The following is an 830-nucleotide window of genomic DNA, read 5'->3' as shown; positions in this document are numbered from 1 at the left end:
ATTTTTACCCTATGCGCTTGTGCAATCAGAGGGGTTAATCTTGTTGTATACCTTCCTTACGTGTTATCCGCGAGCACTTGTTTTACTTACCTTTGGGCAAGTCGAACTTTCACGCTCGAGCAAAAACATCAATCTGTCGTCATTGCCCTAATCCTCGGTTACACCCTCACTTTTTACCTGTACTTTTTCTTAGGCGGGCATTTTCTTTTTTCGTCGTTGGTGACGATCAACCTACTCTTGACCATGGTTGAGTTCGGTGTTTTTTGGTCGTTCTTTACCTACGCCTTATCAATGACTTTTTGCTTTTACATTGATTTGATAACGGCAGGGAATGACCCTTTTAAACTCCACGCTTTAAAAGAATTTTTCATTCAAAGTACGTTTTTATTTTTGTTCAACCTGTTTATTTACAAAGGGCTACGCTCTATCGAGTGTTATTGGCATGGCATTTGGCAAACACAATATGAACAGGTGGAAAAGCTTGAACGATTACTCGAAATCGACGAGCTCACTGGGTGCTATTCCCGCTTTAAAGGCAATCAACTGATCGAACAACAGATTCAACGTGCCCAACCGTTTACTCTGTTGTACATCGATCTTGATGGCTTTAAAGCCGTGAATGATGAATTCGGTCACGACGCCGGAGATAAGGTGTTGCAGATCACCGCCCAACGTATTTTGCATCTGTTAGACGACGGCCAGTTCGCGACACGCATCGGAGGCGATGAGTTTATTCTGTGCCTGCCAAACATCGAAGACACCAAGGAGTTAGAACAGTTTCAGTCTTTGCTGCATCACGCATGCAGTGAACCCATTTTTATCCATTTTCA

1 protein-coding gene is annotated in these 830 nt (G+C 43.0%); it reads left to right on the top strand.

Going from position 1 to position 830, the window contains the following annotated elements; genetic code table 11:
- Positions 1-830 (top strand): GGDEF domain-containing protein (locus R7093_RS24775; RefSeq protein WP_318146958.1); only part of this gene is annotated, 830 nt, incomplete at both ends.

Source organism: Vibrio sp. 1580 (assembly GCF_033340055.1).
The sequence above is the reverse complement of the archived record's forward strand: the minus strand, read 5'-3'. Positions and strand labels throughout refer to the sequence as shown.